We start from the raw sequence: 23,443 nt of genomic DNA, 5'->3' as shown, positions 1-23,443 counted from the left end.
TTTCCTGTTTTTCTTTACTTGAAAAGCAACAACAATAAGATACGCGAGGCATATTCTACTTATAATTAGTAGACCTTATACGAAGCTAACAAATATTGGCCATCCCTTAACCTAACCTTCATTTTGAATAAGTACTTATACGGAAAAGAACCAGTGTTCTACCGAAAAAGGCTTTAAACTCTTTTGAAAAGAGAGGTAAATACAATAACAAAAGGCAGGTTGTTCTAGTTTCGAACGAAGTAATCTGCTCTGTTATACTGAGTTCGAAAAGTCTGAGAAATGGTTCTTGCGTTACGGAAACTAGTAAAAACTTCTGCGTTCTTTAGGCAGGCATTTCAGCTGAAGCTATAATTTACTTTTATTTTAAAGAATCAGTTTTTCTATTTCAGGCGACTATAAAGTTGCTCAGGCAAGATAGGAGAATCTTCTTTACCTGCCGGTTTCCACCAGATGGGTGAGAGCTGATTACCTCCTAACTTATACAAATACTCGATGCGAATGGGATAAAAACCTTTTTCCAGGGGCACCATGTAACTCTGTCCGGCTCCGGGAACATTATAATTACCTAGTACTAAATGCTTGCCCACATACACCTTAGAAGAGCTATCGTCGCCCATTTGAAAAATATAATAACCCGCTTCCGGAACTTCCAGGAAACCTTCCAGCAGACAGGCAAACCCACTTTGACTTTGCAACTTATTTACATTAAAATCTTTACCGGCTTTTCCGGATTGAATGGGCCTGAGCTTTTTTACATCCGGCCATTTTTCCCAATCACCAATGTAGTACGCATAACGAAGGCCTCCGGCTTGCACGGCTTTCGGTTTAGAAACAGCTGGTAAAACAGCAGAAGTTTTAAAATTAGCGTGCAGTGTCTTGGTATACTCATCCCGGGGGCTGAAAGAGGTAACGATTAAAGTAGTGGGCTCCGAAAAATTAAAATTATTTACTTTTTTTAAGGCAATTGAAGTTAAAGTGGGTTCTTGCGCATTGGTAGTGTACCGCAATAAAGTATTCGTAAAAAAGTTATCACATTCTACGATAAAAGGTTTGCCCGGTACTATTAGCCCGTTCATGGGTTTTAGTAAAATATTACCTTCGTGCAAGTGGCCGGTATAAGAGAAACGTAAACCATCGTACACCCCTTTCCAGATGGTAGAGAAATGCGTTTCATCCGGGTACCTGGCTACTTGCCAAATTAAACCGGACGGCGCTTTTTTCTGCAGAATGGAATCAAAAGCGGCAACGCCCATACCGTGATAATCCTTACCATCGCGCACCGACAGCCAAAGCGTATTATTCACTCCCGTCATGGTGGTGAGTTTTGTTTCGGCCAATTTATTTAAGTAGCCCTTATCCCACCATAAACTGGGCTCCACGGTTAAGTACGATTTAAACAAAGTTGGCTCCTGCAAAAAAGCATACACCGCAAACATGCCACCCAGCGAAGTACCGTATAAAGTATTATTCTCTTTTTTAGTGGGGAACGAATTATTAATATAGGGGATTAATTCGTTTTTAAGAAAAGCCAGGAATTTAGCCGCTCCCCCGGAAACCGGACCTTCTTTCACCGAGGAAGGAGTAAAATCTCTATCGCGCAAGTTCAAATCCTTCCTATACAAATTCGGAACACTTACGAGTATCATATTTTTAGGTATGTACCGGGCATATTCCATAAAGCCATAGAGTTGTATAGCTAAAGCAGTATTCCATTCACCGTCTAAAATGTACAGAACATCGTACTTCTCCGAGGTGCCTGCTTTGTAATTTTCAGGTAAAATAACCTGAATTTTTCGGGTTTCTTTTAAAATAGAAGAATACAGGGAATCTTGTAGCGTATTTGTTTTTTGTGCTTTAACTGGCGAGCTGTGGAGCAGAAAACAAATTAGCAGGACAAGGTTGTAAAGAAAAAAAATCAAATTTTTCAATTGCTTCTTCAATTTAACTCTGGTTATAAACTTCTTTAGTTATTTTGTTTTTAAATTTTGAACCGGATCGGTGCGGACCGCCCGAGTAGAATAGTAAATTACTGTAATTCCCGCACTTAACAAGCTGAACAGAATAGCAAACAAGAAGCTACCCGGCTCCTTCAGGTCTCGGTGTTCAAAGTTTTATAACTATTATTCTTTCATTAAAAAGACGATAAAAGGCGAAATACATTACAGTCTTTTTTAGAAAATGAATACCTAATTGGTGTCTATTATAGAACAGCACCTAACGCTACTAATTACTAATTATATTGTGAGTCCGCTTCACTCGTGCTAGCCACTACTACCTTTCTCATTCGCTTCTTAAGGCTTTAACCGGATTAGCTACGGCCGCTTTAATGGCCTGAAAACTAATGGTAAATAAAGCAATCAATAAGGCCATACCACCGGCTAAAGCAAAAATCCACCAACCCAGATGAATGCGAAAAGCAAAATCCTGCAGCCATTGGTGCATGGCATACCCTGCCACCGGAAAAGCAATAATAGCCGCCAGTAATACCAGTTTCAGAAAATCTTTGGAAAGCATAAAAACAATACTTTGCACACTGGCTCCCAATACTTTACGAATACCAATTTCTTTGGTGCGCTGCTCGGCCGCAAAAGTAGCCAGCCCAAACAAACCTAAACAGCCAATCAGAATAGCAAGTACGGCACCGGCCAGAAAAATAGTTTGTCTTATTTTATCATCGCGGTAAAATAAGCTCCACTGGTCATCTAAAAAATGATACTCAAATAAATGGTCCTGATCTACTCCATGCAACACCGCTTCCATTTGTTTAATTGTTTCGCTGGCATTAGCAGGCCCCATTCTAACGGTAAAATAATCAATACTGTGAATTGGATTTTTCTGAAAGGCTATGACCATAGGAGCCAGTGGCTCACGCAACGTTTGAAAGTTAAAATCTTTTACAATACCCACCACCCGTACCCGGTAAGGCTGCTTTAAAGGCTCGGAGTTGCCGCCAAAATTAGTAGCCGGGATTTGCACAATTTGTTCGGCTGGTTCCTGAATACCGAGTTGCCGGGCTGCCGTTTCGTTGAGCAACACCGCCGTAGAATCGGCTAGGCTGCCGGTTCTAAAGTTGCGGCCTTTTAGCAAATTAATTTGATAAGTAGCTAAAAACTGCTCGTCAACGCCCAGGAAGTACATCTCGCGCATCTCTCCGGTAGTATTACTATTTTTCACACTCACTTTCGGTAAGTTTTTCCATTCACCGGGCACCCGCGAGCTAACGGTTACTGCTTTTACCCGGGGAAGTTTAGCCAATTCATTTTTTATAGTACCGGCTCCCCGGCGAACCTGGCCGCTGTTTATATCTATTACCACCAATTGGCTTTTAGTAAATCCCATGTCTTTGGTTTGCACGTAGAGCATTTGCTGGTAAACTACTAAAGTAGCAACCATCATGGTAATAGAAACCGAAAACTGCAATACTACCAAAAACCGGCGCAGCGAAATACTATCATTTCCTACAGGCATTTTATTTTTAAATAATTCCAATGGCTTTAACCGCGACTGAAACAAAGCCGGATAAATACCCGCTAAAAGCCCTACCAGCAACATAATAATTCCTAAGCCGAGCCAGATCCGGTAATCGGTGGCGGAGTTAAGGGTTAATTGTTTTTCGGTGAAGGTATTAAAAGCGGGCAATAGTAATTTTACCAGTAATAAGGCAAAACCAAGGGCCAGTAGTGTTGTTAAAAAAGCTTCTGACAAAAACTGATTCACTAAATTCTTACGGGAAGCGCCAATCATTTTACGCACGCCTACTTCTTTGGCTCGCTTCGTAAAAAGCGCAGTAGTTAAATTCATGTAATTGATGCAGGCCAACAGCAGAATAAACACGGCAACCAGCGAAAAAACGTAGATGTAGGTGATGCTACCCGTTCTACCTAAAGTGTTCTCTATCCCCTCCGAATTAAAATGGACTTCTTTTAAAGGCTGTAAAGTAAAATTAATCCGGTCTTTATTATCTGCGCTGCGGTGGGAAGCAGCCAATCGATTTATTTTAGCTGCTACAGCGGGGACACTCGCTCGGCTATCCAATAAAAAATAAGTAAAAAAATTATGCGAATCCCAATCATCGGTAAAGGCAGTTGGCGGGAAGGTAGTTTCGGAGAAAAGCAAATTAAAAGAGAACTGCGAATTTGCCGGAAAGTTTTTGAGAACGCCGGTTATTTGAAAAGGAACGCTGTCTAGTTCAGCTTTTATTCGGCGGCCTAACACATCGGTGGTATTAAATAATTTTCGGGCAGTTTCTTCGGTTACTACCACTGAATGAGGCGCGGTTAAAGCTGTTTGGCGATTCCCATAAAGCATCTCAAAGTCGAAGGTTTGTAAGAATCCGGAATTACTAATCCAGAAATCTTCGTAAAAAACATTTGTGTTTTCGGGCGTAGAAACATTCGTTCGACTTAAAGCTACCAACCGTACAGCATTTTTAATTTCCGGAAATTCAACTTTTGCTCTTTCGGAGATTTGGTACCCCGCGCCCCCAATATTCGTTTCCTTGCCTTCTGGGGTAACCCGGTGTTCTACCAGCCGGTAAATATCCGCGGTATTTTTATGAAACCGGTCAAAAGTAAGTTCATCAAAAACATAAAGGGCAATCAGCAACAAGCTGGTTAAACCCAAGGCTAATCCTACCACATTAATAAAAGAGAACACTTTGTTTCGCCGGATATGGCGCCAGGCAGTTTTTAGGTGAGTTTGCAGCATAAGGGGAATATTTTAAAGTTGGTTGGCTCCATGGGAAAACTCAAAATTTAAAAACTAACCCTAGATAAGAGCTTGGGAAACGCTGAACCGTACTTTTATTCCGGATGGTTTTGATTGAACTACTCCGTTCGTAAGCTTTTTACCGGGTTAGCCACAGCCGCTTTAACTGCCTGAAAACTTACAGCCAGTAAGGCAATTGCTACTGCTGCTATACCCGCCAGGGCAAATAAACTCCACGAGATTGGGGCGCGGTAGGCAAAGTTGTCCAACCATTGGTGCATAGCCCACCAGGCTAAAGGCCAGGCTACCAGGTTTGCTAGTAATACTAACTTTAGAAAATCTTGCGAGAGCAGCGAAACAATTGAAGTTACCGAAGCACCCAGCACTTTGCGGATGCCAATTTCTTTGGTGCGCTGGGTAATGGTAAAGGCTACTAAACCCAGCAAGCCCAGGCAGGAAATAAAAATAGCCAGGCCAGTAGCCCAACGAACAATAGTCGCAATTTTTTGCTCTCTGTCGTAAAAATGCGCAATGGTATCGTCGAAGAAAGCGTAATCAAATTTCTGATCGGGGTACAAGGTTTTAAATTCTTGTTCAATTTTAGCCAGGGTAGCTTTTACCTGGTTTAGTTGCCTGCCCCGGGTAGATAATTTCAGGCTGATTGTGCGCGCGTATTTATTTTCGGTACCGATAAACGTTGGTACAATAGCGGTATGTAAAGACTGCACGTGAAAATCGGCGACTACCCCCACAATGGGTAATTTTTGTTTATCGAGGAGTAAATACTGCCCCACTGCTTCGCTGGTATTTTTAAAACCCAGGGCTTTCGCGTAGGTTTCGTTAATTAAAACTTCCCGTAAGGTATCGTTAGGAAATACATTACGTCCGGCTAAAAGCTTAATTCCATACAAATGAATAAAATTTTCGTCGCCGGATTTATTATGCACGTGCAGGCTAATTTCTTTTTTCCCGTTGATAAACTTTAATACAATGGTATTATAGCCGCTACGGGCCGGGGTAGAACTACTCAGGCTCACCTGGGCCACTTCAGGCATTTGCCGGATTTTATTTAACAACACAAACTTTTTCTGACTTTGGTCGCGCCAATCGGTTTCAAACGTTACAATTTGGTCTTGCCGAAAACCCATATCCTGGCTGCGCATAAAATTAATCTGTGTGCTAACGATTAAGGTGCCCAGAATAAAGATCTGAGAAAGCGAAAATTGAAATAATATTAAGGTTTTACGAAGGTAGGCTTTGCGGGTAGTAGCAACAGAAATCAGGCCTTTTAAAGATTGAATAGGCGCGGTAGCGGAAAGTACCAGTGCCGGGTAAAAACCAGCCAGCAAAGTAGTAATACCCGTAAGGCCAATTAAAAAAAGTAAAATAACAGGGTCAGTTATAGGCAAGTGAAGCCCTACCGGTAAAAAAGATGCAAAAGCACTTATTAAAGGATTGGTAAGCAGCACTGCCAGTAATACCGCCGTTAAGGTTAAAACCAAGGTTTCGCTCAGAAACTGAGTAATTAAACTTAAACGATTACTGCCTAATACTTTGCGCACGCCAATTTCTTTAGCTCTTTGCACCGATTGGGCGGTAGCCAGATTAATAAAATTAATAGCAGCCATTAAAAGTAAAAAAACCGCCACCCCCATAAGCGCATAAAGGGTAGGGCGGTGCGCTAACCGCACAAAGTCACCGCCATAATCAGCGTTAAAATGAATATCAGAGAGGGGCTGTAGCAAAAAGACGCGCTTTGCGTTAAACTCATTTTTTTCTGCGTGCCGGTAAAATAAAGCTGGCATTTGCTTTTCTACCTGAGTGGGTTTAATGCCGGGAGCTAGTTTTACAATTAACTGCGAAGAGGAGCTGGTCCCATCCCAGTTTTTTAATTGAAGGTTATCCTGCCATTTTAAATTTCGCGCGGTGGCAAGGGAAATAAATTCGGTAAAATGGAAATCGGTATTTTGTTGCCAATCCTTAACTACTCCCGAAACCGTTACAGTTAGGGTATCGCGGCCATCCAGGTAACTAAGGGTTTTACCGAGGTAATTACTTGCCTTATCCCAGCCAAAATACTTACTCGCTTGCTTTTCCGATAATACTACTTTATATGGTTCCCGGAGCGCTGTCCGGGGATTACCAGCCAGCCATTTGTATTGAAAAACCGAGAAGTACTGGGGACCAGTAATAATGGCGTACTGACCACCGGAATTAGGATCAGCGGTAAAATCCAATTTTTTTATTTTTCCTTTTGGTTCCGGAATATGCACCTGCTGCAGGTAAAGCAAATGAAAGGCAGCCACGCTGACGAGTCCGGTTACTTCTTGCTCCATGGCACTAGGTACCGCCCCCGATACGCCACTGTTCTTGTAAGTTTCATCAGCAATGCCAATGTGCGATACTACCCGGTAAATCCGTTCTTTATCCGGATGAAAGGTATCATAACTTAATTCAAACCGCACGAGCAGGTAAATAACTAAGCAGGCGCTAATGCCAATGGCTAAACCCAGCACGTTAATGCCCGAAAAAGCAGGATATTTCCACAGATGGCGCAGGGCTATTTTAATGTAATTCCGGAACATAGTATTTGAATTTGGCCGAATCAAAAAAAGATTGAACCCAGAATTTACCTGCTTTTAAATTTTACTTTAAAAGATTGCCCTGCTCCGAATTATAAAATGAAAAAGCACACCTACCCGAATAACGGGGTAACTTTAAAATTCTATAATTTTAATTCTGGTTTAGCTATAATGTGTTTACAAGTTCTGCTTACTAAACAACTAGGAATAAAAATGCCAGAGTTGTATATTGCTTATTATCTGATATTTACAGTATTGCCATTTGAGTACTTGTCCGGTTTTGATACAAAATTCGTTCGCTTTTAGAACATATAGCGGCATCTCCTTCCCTGTTTTTAGCTTGCCGTAGGCGGAAGGGTTTACATTACCGTTCAAACAAGTTAGCACCGTAGACTGGAAATGGCTCTATAAAACTAAATGTCATTAAACCTTTAAGTATCCTAATCCTACTAATAGGAAATTTCTTAATACAAAGCCTTCCGTAACACCTAAAACTTATTAGAAGCTCTATGGTTATTTACTAAAAGTAAAATTAGTTATGCCCGAACTACCCGAAGTAGAAACTTATCGTCGTTATTTCGAAGAAACTGCCCTTGGCCAAACCGTAGTAGATTTAAAAGCCGAAGATCCGCGGCGGCAACTAACCCTTGACTACGATACCTTGTTAAACGCTTTAAAGGGAAAGCAATTCGTAGGTACTCATCGCATCGGGAAGCACTTTTTAGTAAATTTAAGTTCGGGCAACGTATTGGTGCTCCACTTTGGCATGACCGGCGATTTGGCTTATTACCGCGACGAAGAAGATACGCCCCGATTTGCCCGCGTTGTTTTTTACTTCAGCAATGGGTTCCGGCTGGCCTTTATTGATTCGCGTAAATTTGGACGAATTGGCATAGCCGCTTCTATAGAAGAATACCAAAAGAAAAAAGCTTTGGGCCCAGATGCGCTCGATATTACTTTACCGCAATTACAAGCCAGTATAGAAAAGCGTAAAGCTCCCATAAAACCCTTGTTGCTCGATCAGAAAATACTGGCAGGTATTGGAAACTGGATTGCCGACGAGGTATTATTTCAGGCCAAAATAAATCCGGTAAAACCAGCCAATACCCTCAGCGACTCCGAGCTAAAGCATTTACACCAAGCCATTCAGCTTGTATTACAAACGGCCATTGAACACGAAGCCATTTATCAAACCTTTCCAAAATCTTTCCTGATTCATGCCCGTGGTTGGGACGACACAGTGGAAACAACGGCTGCCGAACGGCAAATTTGTCCCCGGCATGGTACTCCGCTGGAAGTGGCAAAAGTGGGTGGCCGCACTACGTACTTTTGCCCTATTTGTCAACCCCTTTAAACCAGCAACAGATTTGATTTAAATTAACAGTAAAAGGAGAATTACTCTGGTTCTTACTTTTATTTTGTACTGCCTGAATTGCTGACTTTTTAATTGGGTAACCGTATGACGTTTATAGTAAAACGGACAAGTAACTGTTTTTACCTGTACTTTTTTATATTTGGTATTTGGCCCGGAAAATAGAATGCGTGTTTGGTTATAGATATAAGGTAGTATTAAGAAGCATGGGGAAACAACGCAACAGTTGGCTGCTATTGGTTCTGTTTATCTTACCTGCTGTTTGTTTTTCCCAGAAAATCTTGCCACCCTCTTTAAATAATAATCAGCAAAAACTGGCTCCGGTTCTGCGCCAGAAAGCGCCGCCTAGCATTGGTAACCGTTATCGGGTACAAGTAACCAATCCGGTTGAATTTGCTAATTGGTTGCGGCATAAACTGCCTATAGCAACTCTCCAGAAACAATCCGAAACGACCAATATTTTTCTGCTGGCTAATCTTTCTTCTTCCGATGTAACTAAGATACTTCACTGCTCTTTAGTAAAATATGTGGATGTGCCGGACCGGATACCTCAAGAGGAATTAATCTTACGAAATACCGATTTAACGGCTAACAACGTAACAGCCGTACATGCGAAATTTCCGGCTTTAAAGGGCAATGGCTTGGCAGCTTCTATAAAAGAAAATCCTTTTGATACTACTGATATTGATTTAAAGAACCGCATTATTCGTACGTCAGCATTAAAAGGAACCGCCACTATGCATGCTACCACCATGGCTACTTTGTTGGCCGGAGCGGGTAATTCAGCTCCTTCGGGCAGAGGTGTAGCCCCCAATGCGCGTTTAGCTTCTTCTGATTTTAGCAACTTGCTTCCCGATGATGCCAGCACTTTAGTAACGCAAGAGATTTCGGTACAGAACCATTCGTACGGCGTAACACCCGAAAATTATTATGGCCTCGAAGCGCAAGCCTACGATCAACAATGCCGGGAAAACCCTCTATTAATGCACGTTTTCTCGGCGGGTAATGCAGGTGATCAAGCCATTAACACCGGACTTTACGCTAACCTGGCTGGTTGGGCAAATCTAACGGGTCAGTTTAAAACATCTAAAAACACCTTAAGCGTAGGCGCTACCGATACTTCCGGACAAATAAGCCCACTCAGCTCCCGTGGGCCGGCTTACGATGGCCGCATAAAGCCGGAATTAGTAGCTTTCGGGGAAGGTGGCTCTTCTGAATCAGCGGCTTTGGTTTCGGGTATGGCTTTATTGGTGCAGCAAGCTTACCGGGAACAAACCGGCACCTTACCGACCGCAGCCTTAGTTAAAGCGGCATTTATTAACAGTGCCGATGATTTAGGCCGGCCAGAAGTAGATTTTGAAGCAGGTTTTGGTCAGGCCGATGCTTTAGGAGCGGTACAGGCAATTCAGGAAAAACGTTTTTTTACAGGCCAGGTTACTAGCAACCAAGTAGCTACTTTTACTATTCCGGTACCCACGAATAGCCAACTTTTAAAAGTTACCTTAGTCTGGCACGACCTGGAAGCAGAACCCAATGCTCCAAAAGCCTTACAAAACGATTTAGATTTAACTTTAATTAATAATACTACCAATAAGCACTGGCTACCTTGGGTATTAAGTTCTTATCCGCACCCCGACTCCTTACGTTTACCCGCCCGACGAGCGGCCGATCACTTAAATAATGTGGAACAAATAACGCTAACCCAGCCGGTAAATGGCTCTTACGAGATTCAGGTAAAAGGCTTTCAGGTAGTTCAGGGAGCGCAGGCATTTAGCGTTGTGTACGAGGTGCAAACCGAAGAACTAACCTGGAACTATCCCACGTCCGGCACCTGGCTTCAGACGGGTGGACGGCACCGGCTACGGTGGCAAAACCTGGCAAGTAATCCTTCTTCTGGTAAACTGGAATACCGGCTTTTACCCCATGGAGCCTGGCGAGTAATTAACGACAAAGTAGCTATAACCACTAATCAATTTGATTGGCAAGTGCCCGATACGACTGCTTTTGCCCAATTACGTTTAACCACCGGGAACAAAGAAGTAGTGTCCGATACTTTTAACTTAGCCCCTGCATTACCGTTGCAAGTTGGTTTTAACTGCGGCGACGAGGTTTTGTTTTTCTGGCCTAAACAAGCTGGAGTTTCAGAATATCAGATTTATCAACTCGGCGATCTATATCTGGAACCCTTAACTCGAACAGCCGATACCACATTTTTAGTAAATAAAAATACTAGTAAGTCTAATTACTACGCAGTGGCTCCCGTTTGGCAAGGAGTAGTAGGCCCCAGAAGTTATACCCTCGATTATACCCAGGCAGGTTGTTACGTAAAAAGTTTTTTGCCTCGACAACTGGTAACCGATACAGTAGCATTTGAGGTGGAACTAAGCACGTATTATGGCGTGCAAACGGTTAGTTTAGAAAAAATAGAAAACGGCATTTTCAGAACTGTACAAACTATAAGTCCGGAGAATCAGGTAAATTTTACTTTTTTCGATCCAACTCCTCGGTCCGGCCGAAACGAATACCGGGTGCGGGTATTGGCCCAAATGCAAGCTTCCTTTTATAGCCAAACTGAAGGCGTGTTTTATACCCAACCCGAATTTATTCAGTTGTTTCCCAATCCAATTACCCGCGGAAATGACGTAAACATTGTAGTAGAAAGTGACGCCGAAGTTCCCATTGAGGTATATGACCAACTGGGGCGAAAAGTTAACCAATTTAACGAACTAGGAGTTGTAAAAGCCATACCTACTACTAATTTAAAGCCGGGCATGTATTTTATAAGAGTACAATCTGCTAATAACAAATGGCTGGTTGCCCGATTAGTGGTATTGTAATACGTTTAAGCCTTAAAAATTCCGGCTTTTATTTTTCGTAATAATTCAGAATAAATACCCTTACTTTTAATAAAAGAGGCTTTTTTTAAGGATAATTTTAAACCTTCCTGAATATTAATCAGACTAATGCCGAACTCTTCTTTTTCTGACTCTCTTAACGCTTGCCCCAGAGTCATGCTATTGCGGGCTTAGAAGTAGATTTGTCTAAATTCAATATTTTTCTTTTAAGCTAATATCGTGTGTAAAAGCGTTTTCAACTGGGTGGCGGAGGGATTTAGTAAATTACATAGCTTACCAATTTCCTGTTAATAGATAAAAAATGCCTTTATCCCTAAAATGGAAGTTAGTATTTACGCTAGTGCCAATGGGTGCGTATAGTATTGTACTGGTGCTTAAATAAAAAGCCCTCTCCTGTAGCAGAGAAGGCTTTTTATAATATCTTTTTATAAATAGTAAATTTGTTATAAGTAGATGAATGGCTTACAAGTTATTATTGTACAAATAATTTAAACCGTACACCATTATTTATAAACCTTGAACTTGCTAGTACAAATAACTTAATGCGGTTCTATCGTTCGCATTAAAAGGCCGATTCATTCCGCTGCCAATACAAGATAACATCCACGAATTAGGATCGGGACCGGAAGGTGTACCTGGAATTAAAATAGCACCTACGGTGCTCGCCCCTTCGTTAGTTGCCGAACCTCCGCAACTATAAGCCCGGTTCATATAATCCGTATGACGGAAACCAATACAATGCCCCATTTCGTGCGCCAGAATTGAAGCTACTGTGTTAAGCGGTTGATTACCAATAGACCGGGTATTTACTTTAACTTGATTATATGGATTACCACCAGAAGGGAATCCCGCTGAAGCTAAGTAACTGCCATTTCCATTAACTATCTGAATATTCCCATTAGAAGCAACCCGCTGAAAAGTAATTAGTAAATTTTCGGCATTATAACGTTTAATGGCTTCATTCAAAGCGTCACCATAAGAAGTTGGTAGTTTCGAAGCTAAACTAACCGTTATAGTACGTTTACTACCTGAGGGAATATATACTAAGTTAGTAGTTCGGTATTGCTCTGTTTCCCCTATCCGCAAGAACTTCTGATCGTGTTGATCGTTTAAAACACTCTCGCTTAAGAAAATGTCTCCTTCAACTAAGTAACCATTATCTACCTGTTGCACGTCATTAGTGCCAAAACCCATTTGGTAAATTTTATCTAATGTTGCCTGAGGAATATCCGTTTTCTGAGCAAGTTCCGGATCCTGCTGGCAGCCACTAAATCCTAATACCAGCATTAATGTTCCAATGGTAATACTGTTTCTTAACTTCATACTACTGTTTTTGTTAGTGAATAATAATTTAGCATGATGTGATTTAGAAATTTAGCTCTATATATGCAATTATATTTTTACAAATATTTTAAATAATAAACAAATAAATCACCTTTTTAATGCAACCTTAATATATAATAAAATATATTATTGTAAAATTTTCAATAAATATTTAATTTTTTCTGAAACCTTTCTATTTTATTAAACAATTAACAATATTGTACTATATCAATATCTACTTTAATCTTCATTTTTAATATAAAACCAAGGCTGTGTTTCTATATTAACTATAGGTTGATAGCCATTTATATTTCCTAATCTTTGCCCCAGCCCCGAACTACTTAACAGTTTTACATAGATTATTATTAATAATTTAGAAGCCTTTATAAAGTTGGGATCAGGCTTTTTAAGCTGATATTTAAAGAATTTTACCGGTTAATCCTGATCTAGTTAATAGTAAGAAGAGTTGTGCTAAAAGCGAACGAGATATGTATCAAAACCGGACAACTTTACACCCACATCTACCAGGTTTAGGATACAAAATACTGATAATTAACACACTGCATTTCTGGCATTTTTCTTCCTTAATTTTACCCAGCAGGTAATGGCTCAAGTGTAAACGGCATAATTAATTGCCTGAGCTTACTACCGGCTAGGCAAAATATCTGTCTTACTAATTACGGCTAAGGTTATGTTCCAGAATTTCTTTAAAATAGCAATCCGCAACTTGTTGCGCCGCAAAGCTTTTTCGGCTATTAATATTTTTGGGTTGGCCCTGGGTATGGCTACCTGTTTGGTAATTACCTTGTTCGTGGCCAACGAATGGAACTACGACCGTTTTAATCAAAAAGCCGACCGGATGGTACGGGTAATTTTTAAAGGTTCGATTCAGGGCGAAAAAATGGCCGAAGCGCACGTAATGCCACCCGTAGCCCAAACCCTACTCGCCGACTATCCCGAAGTGCAGGAAGCCACCCGTTTGCGCAACTACGGATCTCCCCGCGTAATTTACCAGAACAAATCTTTCCGGGAAAATGCGTTTGCGTTCGTAGATTCTAATTTTTTCGAGGTGTTTACGTTACCCTTCGTGCAAGGCGATCCTAAAACCGCTTTGGCAGAACCCAATACCATTGTTATTTCAGAAGAAGTTGCGCATAAGTACTTTGGCAAAGCCAATCCTATGGGCAAAATCTTGTTTTTTAAAGATTACAATACTTCTTTAAAAGTGACTGGGGTAATGGCGAAAGTACCCGCCAATGCACACTTCCAATTCGATATTTTTGCTTCCATGGCCAGCTTTCCGGATGCGAAAGCTCCCTCCTGGTTAGTATCGGAGTTTTATACTTACCTGGTTCTGCCCAAGGGTTACGATTACAAGCAACTGGAAGCTAAATTACCGCAGGTAGTCGAGAAGTACATGGGTCCGCAAATACTGCAATCCATGGGCGTGAGTTTAGCGCAGTTCCGGCAAGCCGGCAACGACTTAGGTTTGTTTTTACAACCCCTCACCGATATTCACCTGCGCTCGCATTTAATGGGTGAGTTAAAGCCCAGTGGCAATTTACAATACGTGTACATTTTCGGGGCAATTGCCGTGTTTATGCTCTTAATTGCAGGCATTAACTTTATGAATTTATCTACCGCCGGAGCCTCTAAACGCGCCAAAGAAGTGGGTATCCGCAAAGTTTTAGGTTCGGTAAAGAAAGAGCTGGTACAACAATTTTTAACCGAGTCGGTGCTTTTAACGGCTATCTCGTTAATTATAGCTATTGGCATTGTGTATTTTTCCTTGCCCATTTTTAATAATCTGGCTGGCACCCAACTTACTTTAAATTTTATTTCAAGCCCTTGGTTAATGCCCGGTTTGTTACTGTTTGGCTTACTAGTAGGTATTTTAGCGGGCAGCTATCCGGCCTTCTTTCTTTCTTCGTTCCGGCCAGTGGCGGTGTTAAAAGGCCGGTTTGCCACCGGTAAAAACAGTTTGAGCTTACGAAGCGGTTTGGTAGTTTTTCAGTTTTTTATTTCCATTGCTTTAATGATTGGCACCACCGTGGTGTACCAGCAACTGCGCTACATTCAAAATAAAGAATTAGGCTATACCAAAGATCAGGTACTTTTAATACCCGATTTATATTTATTAGGCAAAAAGGCGGAAGTGTTTCAGCAGCAAATTCAGCAAGACTCCCGGGTTAAATGTGTTAGTATGTCGGGTTATTTGCCGGCGGGCCCCAGCTATAATAATAATTTTATGGTTTCTCCGGAAGATAATCCGGCGCAGTTTATGAAAGCGCTGCGCTATGAAGTGGACGAAAGGTACATTCCTACTTTGGGCATGCAGGTAATTGCCGGACGCAACTTTTCGAAAGAATTTGCTACCGATTCTACCGGTATAATTTTAAACGAAACGGCTGCTAAAGCTTTAGGCTGGACCAATAACCCGCTGGGCCAGAAAGTAACCCATTCCGATAATGAAGGCAAAAAAGTAACTTACCGGGTAATTGGTATTGTTAAAGATTTTCATTTTAAATCGTTGCACGAGCCTATTTCGCCTTTAGCCATGACACTGGGAAATAACTCAGGCACTCTGATTGTAAAAGTAAAAACGCAGGATATTGCCGGCCTTTTGGCCACCGCTAAAAATAACTGGAACCAATTAACCGCTGAAGAACCCTTAAATTACGCTTTTCTGGACGAGCGCTTTCACCAAACCTACCAGGCTGAGCAAAAAATCGGGCAGGTGCTGGGCATCTTTGCCGGTTTAACCATTTTTGTGGCTTGTCTGGGTTTATTTGGCCTGGCTACCTTTACTGCCGAGCAGCGCACCAAAGAAATCGGCATTCGCAAAGTGCTGGGGGCTTCGGTAACCAATATTATCGGCTTACTTTCTAAAGATTTCCTGAAACTGGTTTTACTAGCTAACCTCATTGCCTGGCCGTTAGCCGGCTGGCTGATGCATCGCTGGCTGCAAGATTTTGCTTATCGCATAAATTTAGGTTGGTGGGTGTTTGCCTTAGCGGGCGTAATGGCCCTGGTAATTGCGCTGTTCACCGTTAGTTTCCAGGCTATAAAAGCGGCAGTAGCCAACCCAGTAAATTCGCTTCGCAACGAGTAGCTATTAATGCGTGAGTACGAATTAGCAACCAGAAAATGATTACTAATAATTTAAGGTTCAACATATAAACTTTGTTGCCTTCAGGCGTAAATTATGGAACTACGCAGCCATAATTTACGCCTGAAGGACAGTTATTTAATTCAAAGTATAGCCCTCGGGCATTTAAAACTGCTAAATATAAAACGGGATGTTTCGAAATTACTTTAAAATCGCACTGCGCAATTTGTGGCGCAACAAGGCGTTTTCGGCCATTAATATTTTTGGTTTGGCGATTGGCATTGCCACCTGTCTGGTAATTATGCTGTTTGTAGTAGACGAACTAAGCTACGATCGCTTTAACCAAAAAGCCGACCGCATAGTACGGCTGGTGTTTAAGGTTTCGTTAAACGGCGAAACCCTGGAAACACCTACCGCTTCGGCACCTACCGGGCAAACGCTCGTGCGCGATTACCCCGAAGTAGAAGAAGCTACCCGGGTGCGGGTAAACAGCGCTCCTTTTATTACCTACCAGGATAAAACCTTTAAGGAAGACAAGTTTGCTTACGTGGATGCCAACTTTTTTCAGGTATTTACGCTGCCTTTCATCCAGGGCGATGCCAAAACGGCTTTGCGCGAGCCTAATACTATTGTTATTACCAAGGCCATGGCGCAGAAATACTTTGGTACCTACCACAACGCCGTAGGCAAAATGCTACAATTGAAAAACGAAAAAACTACCTACAAAGTAACCGGCGTCATCGACAAAGTGCCTACCAATTCGCACTTTCATTTTAACTTTTTTGCCTCTATGGCCGGTTTAGAAGAAGCCCGTCAAACCACTTGGATGAGTAATAACTTTAACACTTATCTGGTGTTGCGCCCCGGCTACGATTACAAGCAACTGCAAGCCAAATTGCCGCAGGTAATTGAAAAATACATGGGCCCAGAAGTGCAGAAGGCCATGGGCATGACCTTAAAGCAATTCCGGGAAAAAGGCGACGATGTAGGTTTGTATCTGCAACCACTTACCGATATTCACTTGCGCTCCAATTTAAATAATGACCTGGAACCGGGCGGTGACATGCGATATGTGTATATTTTCGGGGCAATTGCGCTCTTTATGCTGCTTATTGCCAGCATAAATTTTATGAATTTATCAACGGCCGGTGCTTCTAAGCGGGCCCGCGAGGTAGGAATAAGAAAGGTGCTCGGCTCGGTAAAAAAAGAACTGGTGCAGCAGTTTTTGCTCGAATCTATTTTGCTTACCATTATTGCACTGGTACTAGGTATTGTGTTGGTTTATCTGGCGCTACCGCTGTTTAACGATTTGGCCGGCAAAGAACTTGCTTTACAGTTTATCGCTAACTTGTGGTTAATACCAGCCTTGTTACTATTTGGCTTAATTGTGGGCGTATTAGCGGGTAGCTATCCGGCGTTTTTCTTGTCTTCGTTTCAGCCGGTTAAAGTGTTAAAAGGTACTCTTACGGCGGGTAAAGAAAGTTTGAGCCTACGCAGCGGGTTGGTAGTGTTTCAGTTTTTTATTTCGGTGGCTTTAATGATTGGCACTACCGTGGTGTACCAGCAACTCAACTACATTCAGAACAAGAAAATAGGGTTTGATAAAGATCAAACTTTTGTGCTGCACGATACCTACGTGTTAGGCAAACAAGAAGAAGTTTTCCGGCAGCAGCTTTTGCAAGACCCCCGAGTTGTTAATGCGAGCGTTTCGGGATTTGTGCCCGTTGGGCCTACCAGTTCCGAGAACTCGGTAGTATTACCCGAAAATAACGCGGCGCAAAGCGTAAGTACCCGGCAATATTTTGTGGACCATAACTACATTCCTACGCTGGGCATGCAGATAGTAGCCGGTCGTAATTTTTCCAAGGATTTTGCCTCTGACTCTACTGCTATGGTTATTAACGAGGCCGCCGCGAAAGCTTTTGGCTGGGGGAATAACATTTTGGGTCGCAAAGTTTCGCGGTTTATTAATAACGCGGGCGATAAGGCAGAGTACCGGGTTATTGGGGTTGTAAAAGATTTTCATTTCGAGTCGTTGCACCAACGCATTACCCCGCTGCTTATGATTCTGGGTAATAATTCCGGCTCCATTATAGTAAAAGCCAAAACTAAAGATATTGCGGGCTTACTAACTTCCATGAAACAACAATGGGGCAGCTTTACCGCCAATGCGCCCTTTGCGTATACTTTCATGGACGAGCGTTTTGCCGAAACGTACCAGGCGGAGCAAAAAGTGGGTCGAATTCTAAGTATTTTTTCGGGACTTACCATTTTTGTAGCGTGTTTAGGTTTATTTGGTTTGGCTACCTTCACCGCCGAACAACGCACCAAAGAAATTGGCATCCGCAAAGTACTGGGGGCCTCCCTGCCTAACATTGTATCCCTGCTCTCTAAAGATTTTTTAAAGTTAGTACTCATCGCCAATCTGCTGGCTTGGCCGTTAGCTTGGTGGGCCATGCACCAATGGCTGCAAGACTTTGAGTACCGCACTACTATTGGTTGGTGGGTATTTGGTTTGGCCGGTGTGGGAGCTTTGTTGATCGCTTTGCTTACTATTAGTTACCAGGCTATTAAAGCAGCCATTGCAAATCCGGTGAAAAGCTTGCGCAGCGAGTAGCCTGTAGAATAAAAAGCTGCGTCAACTATAAAACCAGGCAGGATACCCGCATTCAGGTATCCTGCCTGGCCCTGTTTTAAGTTGTTAATTTATATATTGGTTCATGCAACCCTTAAATATGCTTAGAAATTACCTTAAAATTTCCGTCCGAAATTTGCTACGGCACAAAGCCTATACCTTTATTAATATTATTGGCTTAGCGGTAGGCATGGCTTGTTGTACCCTTATCCTGCTATATGTGCAGGATGAACTTAGCTTCGATACGCACCACCAGCAAGCTGAAAATATTTACCGGCTTACCGTTGAAATAGAAAATAATGGTACTTTAGAAAAAGCTCCGGTTACTTCCCCGCCCATTGCCCCGCAGTTACAAGCCGATTTTCCGGAGGTAAAAAAAGTAGTTCGTTTAAAAAATCCTTCCCGCAGTTTAATCCGGCACGGCGAAATCCGCAGTTACGAAGAAGGTGGTTTATTCGCTGATTCTACTTTGTTCGCTGTTTTTACTTTTCCGCTAACGGCCGGTAACCCTAAAACTGCTTTAGCCGAGCCTAATTCTATTGTATTAAGCCAGGAGCTAGCCATCAAGTATTTCGGCAACACCAACCCACTGGGGCAAGTCCTGGAACTGGCAATGGACACCATCCGGCAAGTAAAAGTTACGGGTGTTCTGGCTCCAGTTCCGGGTAATTCGCACATCCGGCCTACTTTTCTGTTACCCTTCCATATGGTATCGAATAACCGCACCAATTGGTGGGGGTTTGCTTATTATTCGTACATTTTAGTAGAAGTTAATTTTAGCGTTAAAAATTTTGAAGCCAAACTACCCGGTTTCGCAAAAAAATACTTCCCGGAACCGGAAGGTACCCCGCTGGCTTTGCACGTGCAACCTTTACGGGATGTTCACTTTGCTTCGGAGTACGGAAGCCATTTAGACGCACCCGCCGATATTAAAAATGTGTATTTATTCTCGGCGCTGGCGGTATTTATTATTTTACTTGCCTGCATCAACTTTATGAATTTGGCTACGGCCCGTTCGCAAACCCGCTCGAAAGAAGTAGGTGTACGTAAAGTAATTGGTGCTTCCCGTAAACAATTAATCAGTCAGTTTTTAAGCGAGTCCATTTTACTGGCTTTTCTAAGTCTGCTATTAGCTCTGGTGTTGGTACAGTTATCGTTACCGGCATTTAATGCGCTTGCGGGTAAATTAATACAGGTAAATTACTTTACTAATGGTGGTTTAGTAGCCAGCTTGTTTGCTTTAATGCTATTGGTAGGATTAGCAGCAGGTTTGTACCCGGCCTTATTCTTGTCGGGGTATCAGCCGGTGCAGGTGCTAAAAGGCCCGCTAATTACCAGTTTAAAAGGAGCTGTTTTGCGTAAAGGTTTAGTGGTAGTACAGTTTACTATTTCCATTGCTTTAATTGTGGGTACGGTGGTAGTGTACAGCCAGATGCAATACATCCAGCAAAAGCGTTTAGGTTTTAATAAAGAACAACTACTTTCCATACCCCTAAGCGGCCGAGTAACTCAGGCTAAGGCCAATAACATTAAAAATAGTTTCTTAAATGTACCGGGAGTAATTAGCGGCACTGCAACTACTGCTATACCGGGTAACCGGGGTTGGTGGCAAACCGACATTAAACCCACCGGAGAAAGCAAGCAATCCATTATCGGGCACGTGTTTCAATCCGATTTTGATTATTTGAAAACCATGGGAATGGAATTAGCGGCTGGCCGGGATTTAAGCCGCAATTTTGCTACGGATACTACTAAGTCAGTTTTATTAAACGAAGCAGCTATTAAAGCATTCGGCTGGACATCCGCAACTGAAGCTATTGGTAAAAAAATAGACTTTAATAACAGCGGTAATCTACGTAGCGTGGTAGGAGTGGTTAAAGATTTTAATTTTAAAACGCTACGCTCGAAGGTAGAACCGGCTATTTTTATAATTGCCCGCGAACCAGTTTACTACCTGGTTCTACGGTTGCAACCCCAGCAAGTACCGGCTACTTTAGCAGCTTTAAGCCAGAAATGGAACACCCACGATAATCAGCACCCGTTTGAATTTAGCTTTGTCGATGAAAACCTAAACAACCTGTATCAGTCAGAAATGCGCTTTGGCAAAATAGTAGGCGTATTTTCGGGCTTAGCTATTTTTATTGCCTGTTTAGGTTTATTTGGTTTGGCTTCTTTTACTACGGAGCAGCGCACCAAAGAAATTGGTATCCGCAAGGTATTAGGCGCTTCCCTCGCCAACATTGTTTCACTACTCTCCAAAGATTTCCTGAAATTAGTTTTACTGGCTAATGTTCTAGCCTGGCCCTTGTCCTGGTGGGCAATGCAACAATGGTTACAGGATTTTGAATACCGGACTCCCATTAGCTGGTGGATATTTGCGCTCACAGGTGCCTTAGCTTTATTTATTGCTTTGCTTACAGTCAGCTTCCAAACAGTGAAAGCCGCAATTGCCAATCCGGTAAAATCGCTGCGTAGCGAGTAATACTTATCCCATTGTTTATTTGATTATAAGGATTAACAAAATTTAGTAAAAAGCCAGTAACCAATTTAAAATGCCAAAGTTACCCCTTTATCCTGAACTCAGCTAAGCTATGGTTCCGCCAAAGTAACCAGGTAAGCCTTACATCAAATTAATCAAAGTTCTGACCATTATAAACCACAACTCCTTTGTTTAAAAACTATTTTAAAACGGCCTGGCGGCATATTCTTAGGAACAAAGGTTATAGTGCTCAGAACAGTCTGGGTTTAGGTACGGGTATGGCAGTAGCCCTTTTTATTGGGTTGTGGGCAACCCGGTAAAATCCTTACGCTCCGAATAAGAAAATTCTTAAAATTAAATTTAACTCTTATGAAAAAAGCATTTTTATTTATTACCTGTGCCCTGCTCCTATTCTCACTTAAAAGTGAAGCAGCCAATTTAACTAAAAAATCCAACAGTTATTCCAGCCGAATAGACGAGCAAACCCGTCCGGTAGATTCCTTTACCGGAGTAGCTTCGGGGGTTCCTTTTAACGTGTTTGTTACCATTGGCCCTAAAGAAAGCCTGCGTTTAGAAGGCGATACCGACCTGCTCGACAAAATTGAAACAGCCGTAAAAAACGGCGTTTTACATATAAAAATGCAGAAAGGCAGCGAACGATGGTTTGGGGGTTCTAAAAAAGCAACTATTTATATAACAGCTCCTAGCCTGAACAAATTATCGGTGAGTGGGGCCGGCAATATGGAGGTGAAAGGAACCGTAAAAGGAGAACGGGTAACAACCGATGTAAGTGGTTCCGGTCATCTTTCTGCTGCGGTAGCTTCCTCTAGCTTATCAGCTTCTATAAGTGGTTCCGGGGGCATGGAGTTAGAAGGCAAGGCCAATGAAGCGCACATCGATATAAGTGGCTCCGGCAAGTTTGAGGGTGAAGATTTAAATACCAAAACCGCTAAAATTACCGTGAGTGGTTCCGGTAAAGCTTCCATCCAGGCCGAAGAAACTTTAAATGCCACTTTAAGTGGCTCCGGAAAAGTTACATATTCCGGCAATGCAAAGGTGAATGTGGTTAAAAGCGGCTCCGGTACAGTTAGTAAAATTTAAGGCAAACAGCCGTACAACCCAAATCGCATATTTACTTACGCGATTTGGGTTGCTATAACCTGATTACTGCTTTTTTATAGATATTTTATGGTTTTTCATAAACATTAGTGGCAGAACTCCGGAACTAACCCTTCATTAACTTTCACTTTGCCGGCACCCGCAGGATACTCTTTAATCCAGGCTTCGGCTACTTCCGGATTCGTAAAAAAATGTTCATTTTCTTTCCCAAACAAGGTTTCGTACTTTTCTATTTTGGTTTCGTCCTGGTGCACGTGGGCCGCCGCGATACATTGAATCCCCCGGTTGTTGGTTAGTTTCAGATCGGCTGCTTCTTCAAACAAATCTAAATAGCCCGTTCTCCAGCCGTATGTGGCCAAAGTTTCCGGAATAATAGTTCTAAATTTTTTGTGCGCTGCAATATCGGTGGCTTTAAAGCCATAAAGATTTACTAAAATTTTAAAAGTGCCTTTGTCTTCCACCAAATTTAAACTTTCGTGTAAAGATTGTTCCCACCGGCTGATGGCGGCGCTGTCTACGTTGCCGCTAAGTTGGGTAATAATTAAACTTTGATTGGGGTACCAGTTGGTACGCGTTATTTGCGTTGCTTCCATTATCCTGATTATTAACTTTAATTTGATGAAACAAATGTAGAACAGGAATCTTATTTTTACCCGGAAGCCTCTCACTTTTAGGGGTATACTCCAGGAAACCCATATTAGGAAGCAAAAAATGAAAGAAGAATTAAAACCGCTCTTTGTTCTTTCTAAGTGCCGGAACCGCATTGTAGCCATCCGGGACACTTTGGATGTTTTAAATGGAAAATGGAAAGTACCTATTATTGCGGCCCTGAGTTTTGGCAACCGGAGCTTCAGCGAATTGGAATTGGTAATAGATGGGATTACAAGTAAAATGCTATCGAAAGAATTAAAAGACTTGGAAGTAAACGAGCTGGTTAAACGCGTTGAATTTGATACCAAACCAATAACCGTAGAATACGAATTAACCGAATACGGGAAAACCCTGCAAAACGTAATAGAAGAATTAGCGCAATGGGGAATACAGCACCGGAAAAGAATGTTTGCTGTTTCTGAAAAAGAAAGTTAACCGGGGTTAGTACGTAATCGTTAAGCAGGTAGCATCATTTTTCTTAAAAATTTCAAGCTTTGCGCCTTTTTCTAAAATAATTATATTCTATCCTTTTATACCAAATCGTGTAACAGATATTTTAAAGAAAAAGGGAAGGCCTAGCTTTAAACTTTTTTAAAATACTTAAACTCATT

14 protein-coding genes are annotated in these 23,443 nt (G+C 42.0%); 8 read left to right on the top strand and 6 right to left on the bottom strand.

All coding sequences use genetic code 11. The features are described from left to right. Positions 1-380: 380 nt before the first annotated feature. The 3 genes from HUW48_RS01195 to HUW48_RS01185 all read right to left on the bottom strand — a co-directional run bounded on the left by HUW48_RS01195 (position 381) and on the right by HUW48_RS01185 (position 7,292). Positions 381-1,928 (bottom strand): alpha/beta hydrolase-fold protein, encoded by a 1,548-nt coding sequence (locus HUW48_RS01195; protein ID WP_182413936.1) that lies wholly within the window; start codon positions 1,926-1,928, stop codon positions 381-383. Between the two features lie 352 nt (positions 1,929-2,280). Beyond that, the gene (locus HUW48_RS01190) at positions 2,281-4,707 is read right to left on the bottom strand and encodes an ABC transporter permease (RefSeq protein ID WP_182413935.1); all 2,427 of its coding nucleotides are present in this window, start codon (positions 4,705-4,707) and stop codon (positions 2,281-2,283) included. Positions 4,708-4,826: 119 nt separating this feature from the next. Then, on the bottom strand, positions 4,827-7,292 hold the full coding sequence (locus HUW48_RS01185; RefSeq protein ID WP_182413934.1) for an ABC transporter permease: 2,466 nt from the start codon (positions 7,290-7,292) through the stop codon (positions 4,827-4,829). Positions 7,293-7,827: 535 nt separating this feature from the next. Between HUW48_RS01185 and mutM the strand changes: the two genes are divergently transcribed. Together mutM and HUW48_RS01175 are read left to right on the top strand one after the other, a co-directional pair. Then, positions 7,828-8,643 carry a DNA-formamidopyrimidine glycosylase gene (mutM, locus tag HUW48_RS01180; RefSeq protein WP_182413933.1) on the top strand — a complete coding sequence of 272 codons (816 nt, stop codon included), beginning with the start codon at positions 7,828-7,830 and terminating at the stop codon, positions 8,641-8,643. 224 nt (positions 8,644-8,867) lie between these two features. Then, positions 8,868-11,498 (top strand): S8 family serine peptidase, encoded by a 2,631-nt coding sequence (locus tag HUW48_RS01175; protein WP_182413932.1) that lies wholly within the window; start codon positions 8,868-8,870, stop codon positions 11,496-11,498. Positions 11,499-11,503: 5 nt separating this feature from the next. Here the strand turns inward: HUW48_RS01175 and HUW48_RS01170 are convergent, their stop codons facing one another. Further along, positions 11,504-11,674, bottom strand: a complete 171-nt coding sequence (locus tag HUW48_RS01170) for a hypothetical protein (protein WP_182413931.1) — start codon at positions 11,672-11,674, stop codon at positions 11,504-11,506. Between the two features lie 367 nt (positions 11,675-12,041). Further along, positions 12,042-12,839 carry a M57 family metalloprotease gene (locus tag HUW48_RS01165; RefSeq protein ID WP_182413930.1) on the bottom strand — a complete coding sequence of 266 codons (798 nt, stop codon included), beginning with the start codon at positions 12,837-12,839 and terminating at the stop codon, positions 12,042-12,044. A 691-nt stretch (positions 12,840-13,530) separates the two neighbouring features. Here HUW48_RS01165 and HUW48_RS01160 point away from each other — a divergent pair. From HUW48_RS01160 to HUW48_RS01145, 5 genes are all read left to right on the top strand, one after another. Next, positions 13,531-15,951 (top strand): ABC transporter permease, encoded by a 2,421-nt coding sequence (locus HUW48_RS01160; RefSeq protein ID WP_182413929.1) that lies wholly within the window; start codon positions 13,531-13,533, stop codon positions 15,949-15,951. Between the two features lie 187 nt (positions 15,952-16,138). Then, positions 16,139-18,565, top strand: coding sequence for an ABC transporter permease (locus tag HUW48_RS01155; RefSeq protein WP_182413928.1), 2,427 nt, complete (start codon positions 16,139-16,141; stop codon positions 18,563-18,565). A gap of 118 nt (positions 18,566-18,683) precedes the next feature. After that, the gene (locus HUW48_RS01150; protein WP_182413927.1) at positions 18,684-21,065 is read left to right on the top strand and encodes an ABC transporter permease; all 2,382 of its coding nucleotides are present in this window, start codon (positions 18,684-18,686) and stop codon (positions 21,063-21,065) included. 185 nt (positions 21,066-21,250) lie between these two features. Further along, positions 21,251-21,382, top strand: coding sequence for a hypothetical protein (locus HUW48_RS27155; RefSeq protein ID WP_262891481.1), 132 nt, complete (start codon positions 21,251-21,253; stop codon positions 21,380-21,382). A gap of 49 nt (positions 21,383-21,431) precedes the next feature. Beyond that, positions 21,432-22,163, top strand: coding sequence for a head GIN domain-containing protein (locus HUW48_RS01145; protein ID WP_182413926.1), 732 nt, complete (start codon positions 21,432-21,434; stop codon positions 22,161-22,163). Between the two features lie 104 nt (positions 22,164-22,267). Here HUW48_RS01145 and HUW48_RS01140 read toward each other — a convergent pair whose 3' ends face one another. Continuing rightward, positions 22,268-22,774, bottom strand: a complete 507-nt coding sequence (locus tag HUW48_RS01140; protein WP_182413925.1) for a hypothetical protein — start codon at positions 22,772-22,774, stop codon at positions 22,268-22,270. Between the two features lie 118 nt (positions 22,775-22,892). Here HUW48_RS01140 and HUW48_RS01135 point away from each other — a divergent pair, with 118 nt between their 5' ends. Beyond that, positions 22,893-23,267: a winged helix-turn-helix transcriptional regulator gene (locus HUW48_RS01135; protein WP_182413924.1), complete on the top strand. Its 375-nt coding sequence runs from the start codon at positions 22,893-22,895 to the stop codon at positions 23,265-23,267. The last annotated feature ends 176 nt before the right edge of the window (positions 23,268-23,443 follow it).

It is taken from the genome of Adhaeribacter radiodurans, assembly GCF_014075995.1.
Classification (GTDB): Bacteria; Bacteroidota; Bacteroidia; order Cytophagales; family Hymenobacteraceae; genus Adhaeribacter; species Adhaeribacter radiodurans.
The sequence above is the reverse complement of the archived record's forward strand: the minus strand, read 5'-3'. Positions and strand labels throughout refer to the sequence as shown.